Annotated in this window: 9 protein-coding genes; 4 read left to right on the plus strand and 5 right to left on the minus strand. The window is 59.4% G+C overall.

What is annotated here, in order from left to right; genetic code table 11:
* From ABIZ35_RS19160 to ABIZ35_RS19170, 3 genes are all read right to left on the minus strand, one after another.
* Positions 1-206: hypothetical protein (locus ABIZ35_RS19160; RefSeq protein WP_348221527.1), on the minus strand; the 206-nt coding region annotated here is incomplete at its 3' end.
* Between the two features lie 39 nt (positions 207-245).
* Complete coding sequence (locus ABIZ35_RS19165) at positions 246-1,196, minus strand: ABC transporter ATP-binding protein (RefSeq protein WP_348221528.1); 951 nt, start codon at positions 1,194-1,196, stop codon at positions 246-248.
* 259 nt (positions 1,197-1,455) lie between these two features.
* The gene (locus ABIZ35_RS19170) at positions 1,456-2,745 is read right to left on the minus strand and encodes a hypothetical protein (RefSeq protein WP_348221529.1); all 1,290 of its coding nucleotides are present in this window, start codon (positions 2,743-2,745) and stop codon (positions 1,456-1,458) included.
* Positions 2,746-2,975: 230 nt separating this feature from the next.
* On the opposite strand from ABIZ35_RS19170, the gene ABIZ35_RS19175 reads away from it, so the two are divergent.
* Positions 2,976-4,298: a hypothetical protein gene (locus ABIZ35_RS19175; protein WP_348221530.1), complete on the plus strand. Its 1,323-nt coding sequence runs from the start codon at positions 2,976-2,978 to the stop codon at positions 4,296-4,298.
* Between the two features lie 201 nt (positions 4,299-4,499).
* Here ABIZ35_RS19175 and ABIZ35_RS19180 read toward each other — a convergent pair whose 3' ends face one another.
* On the minus strand, positions 4,500-4,661 hold the full coding sequence (locus ABIZ35_RS19180) for a hypothetical protein (protein WP_348221531.1): 162 nt from the start codon (positions 4,659-4,661) through the stop codon (positions 4,500-4,502).
* A 101-nt stretch (positions 4,662-4,762) separates the two neighbouring features.
* Between ABIZ35_RS19180 and ABIZ35_RS19185 the strand changes: the two genes are divergently transcribed.
* On the plus strand, positions 4,763-5,545 hold the full coding sequence (locus tag ABIZ35_RS19185; protein WP_348221532.1) for a FliA/WhiG family RNA polymerase sigma factor: 783 nt from the start codon (positions 4,763-4,765) through the stop codon (positions 5,543-5,545).
* A gap of 105 nt (positions 5,546-5,650) precedes the next feature.
* Here ABIZ35_RS19185 and cysK read toward each other — a convergent pair whose 3' ends face one another.
* Positions 5,651-6,607 carry a cysteine synthase A gene (cysK, locus tag ABIZ35_RS19190; RefSeq protein ID WP_348221533.1) on the minus strand — a complete coding sequence of 319 codons (957 nt, stop codon included), beginning with the start codon at positions 6,605-6,607 and terminating at the stop codon, positions 5,651-5,653.
* Between the two features lie 134 nt (positions 6,608-6,741).
* On the opposite strand from cysK, the gene rbsK reads away from it, so the two are divergent.
* Positions 6,742-7,686 carry a ribokinase gene (rbsK, locus tag ABIZ35_RS19195; protein ID WP_348221534.1) on the plus strand — a complete coding sequence of 315 codons (945 nt, stop codon included), beginning with the start codon at positions 6,742-6,744 and terminating at the stop codon, positions 7,684-7,686.
* 209 nt (positions 7,687-7,895) lie between these two features.
* Entirely contained in the window at positions 7,896-9,365 is a 1,470-nt protein-coding gene (gltX, locus tag ABIZ35_RS19200) for a glutamate--tRNA ligase (protein WP_348221535.1), read from the plus strand.
* Positions 9,366-9,630: the final 265 nt, after the last annotated feature.

Raw genomic sequence — 9,630 nt, forward strand, 5'->3', positions numbered from 1 at the left:
AGAATGACGCTGATGAATACGCCGGCGAGTCCGATGACGCCCAGGCCCATGCTCTTGATGAGAACGAGTTCCTGGCGCGCCGCGAACGAAGTGAACGCGAACGCCATGACGATCAGGGCGAGCGCTACGAACAGAAAGACGTTCAGGATCTTACGGCGCATTGCTTCGCCGAAGGTTCCGGAGGCTATTAACCAAATGGTGCTCATAATCGCGTGAATTTCCTCAAGCAGCTTTGCGGGATAATTTTAAGCGCTGACGATTGCGCTGGAATCGCCTTCGCGTACGGTCTCATAGAAAATGTCTTCCAGCGAGCGGCGGGTCTCGGTGACGGAAATCACGTCTCCCTTGTTGGCCCGAACCCAGTCCAAAACGTTGTTCTTGCTGACGTTGGACGCGCTGGTGGTGATGATCAGTTTGTGGTTAACATCGGAGACATTCGATGTCATCGCTTTGAGTTTGCCAAGCTGATCGTCATCCGCGGCGACATTTTCCGCGATGATCTCGACGTTGCCGCCGGCAATCAGTTCGCCGACGCTGCCGAGGCGGCGGATCTTTCCGCGGTTCAAAATCGAGACGCGGTCGCAGACAAGCTCCACGTCGGACAGTTGGTGCGAGGAAAGGAAGATCGTGCGGCCTTCGTTCTTGAGCCGGACGATCAAGTCGCGAATATCGCGATGGGCGACAGGGTCGAGACCGGACGTAGGCTCATCGAAGAAAAGCAGCTTGGGATCGTTAATCAGAGCCTGGGCGATGCCGACGCGCTGAAGCATACCCTTGGAAAAGGCGCGCAGTGGCTTGCTGCTGTCTTTTTGCAGGCCGACGAGGTCCAGCAGGTAATCGACGCGCTTGGTCTTCGCCGCGCCGGCCAGGCCGAACAGGCTCCCGTAGAAACCGACGACTTCACGCGCGGACATGTGCTCGTAAAAATAAGGGCTTTCGGGCAGATAAGAGACTTTGAGCTTGATGTCAATGTCGCCCGCCGGTTTGCCTAGCACGCGCACATTTCCAGAGCTCGGGAAGATCAATCCCAGGAGGGTCTTGATCGTGGTGGTTTTGCCCGCGCCGTTCGGGCCTAGAAATCCAAAGATCTCGCCTTCATAGACATCAAGACTGATGTCGTTGACGGCAACCACGCTTTTGTACTTCTTGACGAGATTTTGTATCTCGATCGCTTTGGCGTTTCCGTCATTTGCCATAGTCAACTATTATTGCACCCCTCTGTGTGAATGTCGGCTGAGTCAAATCGTTGAGACCGCCGCATGTCCGTACGCTATAACTTTACGATATTTTCGCGAAAATTGTCCCCAAATCCTTAAGAGAATTGAAGAGTATTGCCGGAAAACGGCAAATACGCTGGGTATTCCGGCGTTCCCGGGCTGTCAAGCCGCGTCATTATACACCGCGACCGGTGTGGTGTCAACGAATAGGCTTCTGCCTCTTAGGCGTCCACGGCGGTTAAAATCGCAGCAAGGCCTGAAAGGTCAATTGCTGGCGCTGCGTTTCGGCGCGATCGCGGGGCGTGTCCGTCAGCACCTCATACAGCGTGCGAAACGTCAGATGGGTTCCGGCTGTATAATTGAGACCGATCCCAGTGCGCGTCGCGCTGCTGCTCCCCTCAGGATAAGTCCAGAGCGAGCGTTCCGCGGCGACCGCCGTTCGGGCGCTGAATTTATAAGTACCTTCCAGGAAATAGCCTAGCACGCGCTTGTCGTTGTCGGCGCCCGAAATGATTTCGCCCCGCGCCGTAACATTGCGATACATGAGTGTGGCGTCGCCCGCGATGCGACTTTTGGTGACATATCCCGCGCCTCGGTCCGTGACGATCCGACCGGAGGGGGGCAGCTCCAGGGCGAACGGGTGGTCCTGATCGATATCCGTGATCGGCAGCCGTCCGGTCAGCATCGTGCCTCCGACATTGACCGTGCCGTTACGCGTGTAAAAGGTGCGTCCCAGGCGAAATGTCACGACGTTCTTGCCGCGCGTATCGAAGCTTGTGGAGCTGGATCCGCTGGTCAGAGAAAGATCGTAATTCAGGATGCCGTAGAAGCGTCCCGATACTTGTATTCCGACATCGTTGCGTATTCCCAAAGATTGAGAATAAAGCGGCTGGATCAGCAGCAGATGCGGGTCGTAAGTGGCCAGCAGAGAAAATGGGATTTGGAAGCGTCCTGCCTTCACATACGCCGTGGCGTCGCTGCTGGCGCCCAGCGGGATTTGATAGATGACGTACGCCTCACCCAAATTGACGCCGCTCTTCACGGCGCTGTCGGGTGGATTTTCCGCCATGCCCTGAACGACCACGGCGCCCAGAGAGCGCCCGTGCGACACGAGCGGGTAGGTGAGATCGACCTCCGCGCCGTTGACCCAGGCCGAATGGGTTCGCCCACGAGTGGATGTCCGGTAGCGCAGATCCAGCGCTCCGCTCAGCAGCAGCCGGCCTCCGATCGGAAGCGGAGTGGGGGAAGGTGTTTCCGCCGGCGGCTGATCGGTGGCCGGCTCCAAGGGAATCACCGCGCCCGGTTTCAGTTCGGCGGATTCCTCTCCGGGCGGCGGAGTCGGGGTTGTCTCGGCGGAGGGGGCAATGGGCGGAACAGCCACTTGAGCCGCTGTGGGCGGAATGGCCGCCGGACTTGCTTTGGGCGGAATCGGAGACGCCGCTCGCGCCGACGGACCCAGCAGCGCCATCAGCGCGCAGCATCCGAGAACGCGGCGCAGGGGAAACGAGAAGCCGCGCGAATTTATCATCGGGAAACCTTGAATGGACGACAGGGATTGTGGAAATCGTGAAGTACGGGAATTTCGAGCGCCCAATTTGTGAGCGCGGTCACGGCCGAAGAGGTTCGCGTCAATGTGAAGTCCGTGCATATGGATGTAGTATACCATTTCCTCTGGCGCGTCTCGCTTGCGATGCGTGGGACGAAAGCGGGGATCGCTGGTATAATCAGTGTAACATATATTTCCAGCAATGAGGCGTTATGACTGACTTTCCAGCGCCCGAGGACGCTTCGCCGTCCCCGGATCATCTCGAAGCGACCCCGCCGGCCGGCGAAACCCCCGGCGCGCCGGCGCCGCGTAAGGTCTATGAATCCAATCTGCTGCCGGATCGCCGGCGCCGGCTTGTGTCTCCGTGGGTGCTGTTTCCGCTGCTTTTGATCGGTTTCGGAGCAGCCTGCTACTTCTTCTTGTACGCCCCGCAAAAGCAGCGCCATATTCCGACCGCAGGCCAGATCGTATTCGCCTCGGACCGCAATACGCCCGGCGTGTCGCATCTCTGGGCGTTGACGCTCGGCGGCGCGGCGCGCGCGCTTACTTCCGGTCCTTCTCCCGACACCAGCCCCGTTTACTCGCCCGACGGCGACCAGATCGCGTTCCTTTCGCCGCGTCAGCTTGGCAAGAGCCAGGTCTTTGTGATGGACGCGGACGGTCAGAACCCGTCGCCGGCCACGCGGATGTCAGGCACGAAAGATATCCCAAGTTTCGCGCCCAGCGATAACCAGCTGATTGCGTATACGGCGGGCGGCATTCTCTATCGTTTGGATCTGTCGACGAAGGCCGTCGAACAGCTTGTTCCCATGGACGCCGATGCGTCCCACCACCACAGCGGGTCCGAAGGGGATAGCCAGGAAACGCCGAGTTCCACGCTGCCCACAACGGTTCCCAATTACGCGTGGCGCCCTGGATTGAAGCGCGAAGAGCAGGGATTAGCCGCAGTCCAGGATAAGGACGGTTTGCAGACGCTGGCCGTTCTGCCTAATCCCGACGCCGACTTGATCGCAAATCTTGACGGCAATCCCAATGTCCCACTGATCGCCGCAGATTCGATGTCCATTGGCTGGAGCCCCACCGGAGGCCTGCTGGCGGTCGCCGCCATCGGCGTCAAGGGCGTGCCGGGCGGCAAACCTTTCTCGGGGATCATCCTGTTCGACAGTCAAGGGAAAGCGGCGCAGAGCACACCGCCAGTCCGTCTCGCCAGCGCCACTGGAGGACCGGAAAACCCGGTCTTTACGCCGGACGGCGCCGAGATCGTTTTTGAATTGTGGGATCAGCCTGATGTCGCTTCTCGCAAATGTGTTGGCTTGTTCGCCGCTGCTGTGGATGCTTCCGCTCAGCCGCGCTTGATCGTCAAGGGGAACGCGGAGCATATTATGATCTCGCATGACAGCAAGACCGTTTACTATTTGACCGCGCGCGCCGGGGGCAAGCACGACCTGTGCTCGATCGGTTTGGATGGAACGGGGTTTCAGCGTCTCAGTGATGGAGTTGAGGATGTCACACGCTTCTCGTTATCGCCACAATAACATGGAAAGAAAGGAAGATACGGAGCTGCCTGGCGCGTCCCGGACGGGCCATTTGTTTGCTTGCATTGACAGCGGCGTTATGGTATACTTGGGCACAATTAACCTGACAGTCACTCACCGCTTTGCTGATCGTCCAGCCCGATTTTGCCGATGAATCATTTTGTGGAACGCTTGCCTTGGCGTCTTGCCGCGCTTGCAGGCTTATTGGTCGGGGCGGTCAGTTTGGCGAACAGCACTGATGTATGGATTTGTTTGATCCGTTCGGCCGCCGCATTCGTCATCTTCGGTTTCCTGGGTGTGATCCTGCGTAATATCCTTACGCAGCAGCCCCAGCATACCGGGACGGAAGAACGGCACGATCATCGTGGCGTTCACCTTGATGCGGTGACCCCGGAAATGACTCTGGACGATCTAGGGCGACGGGAATCAGGTAGTGAAGCACCTCTGGGGGATGACAGCGAGAGATGACGACCTCCCTTAATATTGCGGACCTCTGGCGTCGGCTCAAAGAGCGCAAAGACCAGAAGGCCCGAGACCTGATTATCAACCATTACGCGTATCTGGTGAAAATCACCGCCGGCCGCGTCGTGACCAGCCTCCCGCCCAACTTGGAGCGCGACGATCTCGTCAGCGCCGGCGTCATGGGCCTGATCAAAGCGGTCGATCAGTTCGACACCGGCCGCCAGGTCAAGTTCGAGACTTACGCCATCGCCCTGATCCGCGGCGCCATTCTGGAGATGCTGCGCGAGGAAGACTGGGTTCCGCGCTCGGTGCGCGACAACGTCAAGTCTTTGGAGCGTACGTACTACCAGATGGAGGTTCGCCTGGGTCGGCCGGCAACCGAAGAGGAAGTCGCCACGGAAATGGGCATGACCACGGACGATCTGCAAAAGATCCTGGTCAACACCAGCCGCGCCAACATCCTTTCCCTCGACGACATGCTCATCGGCGGAGGCGGCGACGGTGGTGAGCGCCTGCATCTCACCGATGTTCTTCAGGACGAAAACTCCAACGTCGTTTCGGAAGTCGAAGCCGCCGCGATCAAGAGCACGCTCACTGTCGGCATCGATCGCCTGCCGGAGCGCGAACGCCTGGTCATTGCGTTGTATTACTACGAAGGTTTGACGTTCAAGGAAATCGGCAAGGTCCTGACCGTTTCCGAATCGCGGGTTTATCAGCTGCACACACAGGCTGTTCTGCGATTGCGTGGATATTTGCAGCGAGACTCCGTTCTGTTTACAGGATAAGACGCGACGCAATTATTATCAGACAAAAAAAGCCTGGCGAACCCGCCAGGCTTTTTTTATTGAGATCTATCCCCCGCGCTTCGCGCGAAGCGCGGGGATAGGCCTCTACTGCTCGTCCCGCAGATCGGCAAAGAGCACGGTGGACAGATACCGTTCGCCGTTCGACGGGATGATGACTACGATCGTCTTGCCCGCGTTCTCCGGTCGCTTTGCGACCTGGACGGCGGCGTAGAGAGCGGCGCCCGAGGAGATGCCGACGAGGATGCCTTCTTCGCGGCCGGCTCGGCGAGCCCACTCGACGGCGTCTTCGTTGGTGACCTGGATCACTTCATCCACGACGTCGATGTGCAGGTTCTGCGGGATGAAGCCCGCGCCGATCCCCTGAAGCTTATGCGGCGAAGGGGTCAGCGGTTGGTGGGCAATTGTTTGCGTGATGACGGGAGAAGCAGTCGGCTCGACGGCAATCGCTTTGAACGATGGCTTGCGCGGCTTAATCACTTCGGCGACGCCGGTGATCGTGCCGCCGGTGCCGACGCCTGCAATCAGAATGTCGATTGCGCCGTCGGTGTCTTTCCAGATCTCCTCGGCGGTCGTCTTGCGGTGGATCTCCGGGTTCGCCGGATTGTTGAACTGCTGCGGAACGAATGAGTTCGGAGTTTCGGCGGCGAGGCGCTCGGCCTCGGCGATGGCGGCTTTCATGCCGCCCGGTCCAGGCGTCAGGACTAGTTCGGCGCCGTAGCCGCGCAGCAGCAGACGCCGCTCCATGCTCATGGTTTCCGGCATCGTCAGGATCAGCTTGTAACCCTTGGCGGCGCAGGCGAAGGCGAGACCGATGCCCGTATTGCCTGAGGTGGGCTCAATGATGACGGAATCCTTGTTCAGCAAGCCTTTCGCTTCGGCGTCCTCAAGCATCGCCACGGCGATGCGGTCCTTAACGGACGAGGCGGGATTGAAGAACTCCAGCTTCGCCAAAACGGTGGCGCCGGCGCCCTCGGTAAGACGGTGCAGTTTCACTAGCGGCGTGCCGCCGACTAGATCGGTAATGTGCTCGTAGATTGGCATTTTCAAATCTCCTATGCGGGCTATGATAACCCATGGAAAAGCCTTTGTCAAGTAGATAGGTAGTGATTGTATTCCCGCCTGTCCCATCGGCGCGGCTTGACATCGCCTTCCGAAAAATGATAACCTATCCTCGTATGAATACGAGCAGCCGCGCCGATGGGCGAACGCGCCCGCGCGTCGTGGTGGTCGGAAGCAGCAATACCGATATGGTCGCCCGTGTCGCGCGGCTTCCAGGACCGGGCGAAACGGTCCTGAGCGACCGATTTGAGATGGTCGCGGGCGGCAAGGGAGCAAACCAGGCTGTCGCGGCCGCGCGGCTTGGGGCGCAGGTCACATTTGTCGCACGCGTTGGCTCGGATGCCCTGGGAGATCAGGCAATCGCCGGCTTTCAGGCCGATGGCGTCGATACAACATATGTCGTTCGGGATGAGACTGCGCTGACGGGCGTCGCTCTGATCGGTGTGGATGCGGCGTGCGGCGAAAACTCGATTATCGTCGCGCCTGGCGCGAACGCCAATCTGTCTCCGTCCGACGTGGAAGCGGCGTCGGAAGCGATACTATATGCCGACGTCGTCATCTGCCAGCTGGAAACGCCTTTGGAAGCGTTGAAGGTTGTTTTGGAGGAGGCGCACGCCGTCGGCGCGACAATGGTGCTTAACCCCGCGCCGGCCCAGTCGCTGTCGCGTGACTTGCTTTGTTATGTCGATGTTCTGACGCCGAATGAGACGGAGGCCGCGCTGCTTGTCGGAGACGTAAACGCCTCGCCACTGGATGCCGCGAGGCAGCTGCGCGCTTTGGGCGTAAGCAGTGTTGTCGTAACGCTTGGCGCGGCTGGCGCGCTGATTTGTGATCTCGATGGGGAGACAATCATCCCCGGGCGCCATGTCGAAACCGTTGTTGACACCACAGGCGCGGGCGATTGTTTCACGGGCGCGCTCTGCGTTGCGCTCGCCGAAGGAAAAGATCTAAGACAGTCGGCCAGGTTCGCAGTCGCCGCCGCCTCGCTGAGCGTGATGAAGGCCGGGGCGCAGCCGTCGATGCCGACGCGTTCCGAAGTTGACGCATTATTGAACAACTGAACGTTACACATGTCGCGCCAGGCGATTAAAATCGCGGCTAGAAGTGCACGATGTCGACCTCCGCCGACCCCAGAAACGCGTTCGATCACGTTCTCTGGAGTGCCCGAAGGGGCACATCGTGCACTTCTAGGCGCGACTTCAGTCGCCGGCTAAACGGTTTGCGTAGATCCGGGAATAAAGAAGAACCGAAGAAGTAGGATTTGAGAGATATGACAACTGTACGTGTCCGGTACGCGCCGTCGCCGACCGGAATCCCCCATATTGGAAACATCCGCACCGCGATGTTTGACTGGCTGTTTGCCCGGCACACGGGCGGCAAGTTCATCGTGCGGATTGAAGATACGGATAAGAATCGCGAAGTCGAAGGCGGCGTCGCCTTGCAGCTGGACGCCCTGCGCTGGTATGGGCTGGACTGGGACGAAGGGCCGGAAGTCGGCGGGGATTATGGGCCGTACATTCAGTCCGAGCGTCTCCATTTCTACCATCAGTACGCCGAGGAGCTGATCGCCGCCGGCAAGGCTTACCGGGCCTACGACAGCGAAGAGCGCCTGAAGTCCATGCGTGAGGACCAGCAGCGTCGTGGCCAGCCCACGGGCTACGACCGTCGCCACCGCTATCTGTCTGCGGACGAGCGGGCCGAGTATGAGAACTCTGGCGCGCCCTCGGTCGTACGTTTCGCCGTGCCGACCGAAGGGAAAACGACTTATGTGGACGCCGTTTACGGCGAGATCGCCTTCGAGAACAAAGTCCTCGACGATTCCATTCTGCTGAAATCCGATGGTTATCCGACGTACCATCTGGCCAGCGTCGTGGACGATCATTTGATGGACATCACCCATGTTCTGCGCGGCGAGGACTGGATCCCCAGCTCGCCCCTGCATGTTCAGCTTTACCGGGCGTTCGGCTGGGACGCGCCGACCTTCGTCCATCTGCCCAATATGCTGGGCTTGGACCGCAAAAAGTTCGGCAAGCGCAACGGCGCCAAGGACGCCATGGAGTACGGCGAAGAGGGATATCTCATCGAGGCCATGTTCAACTTCATGGCGCTGCAGGGATGGTCGCCGAAGGAAGAGCGAGATCTGTTTTCGCGTGAGGAATTGGTGGAGCGGTTCTCGCTGGACGGTATTCTCAACCATTCCCCGATCACCGACCCGGCCAAGCTAGACTGGTTTAACGGCCAGTATATCCGGTCGCTGTCGTTGCATGATCTTGCGGACCGCTGCCTACCATTTTTGCAGAAATCAGGTCTTGTGGAGAGCGACCCAAGCGCGGAGAAATTGGAGTACATCGGCCGGGTGATGGCGCTGGAGCAGGAGCGGATCAAGACGCTCGCCGAAGCGCCCATCCTGGGCGGCTTCTTCCTTCAGGCCGACGACGCCTACGAGTTCGACGAGAAGGCCGTGACGAAGTGGTTCAGCAACCCCGGGGTGGGGGATCGCCTGCGCGCCGTGAAGGAAGATTTCGCGGCGCTGAAGGATTTCGACGCGGCGTCCATCGAAGCGGTTATACGCGACGTGATCACGCGGTTCGAAGTGAAGGGCGGCGAGGTCATACACCCTGTCCGCGTCTCCGTTTCCGGCCGCACGACCGGGCCGGGCCTGTTTGAGATGATCGAGGTGCTGGGCCGCGAGCGTGTTCAGCGACGGCTGGATCGCGCGCTGAGCCTCGTGACCGCGTAGGCGCCGCAAATAATAAGCTGATGTTACGAAAACCGTATGGCCGGCGGTTAAAACCGCGGCTAGAAGTGCACGATGTCGACCTTCGCCGACTCCAGAAAAGAAACGCAATCGCCAGGTTTCTGGAGTGCCCGGAGGGGCACATCGTGCACTTCTAGAAGTGGTGCCGGAAAGTGCCCTTTCTCAAGCCAGCTGCGATCTTTGAGGCGATTTGGGCCGTTCTTGTCGTTCAGACAGCTGCGGCCCACTGTTTAGTAAAGAATCGGTT

It is taken from the genome of Capsulimonas sp., assembly GCF_039929585.1.
In the GTDB taxonomy this organism is placed as follows: domain Bacteria; phylum Armatimonadota; class Armatimonadia; order Armatimonadales; family Capsulimonadaceae; genus Capsulimonas.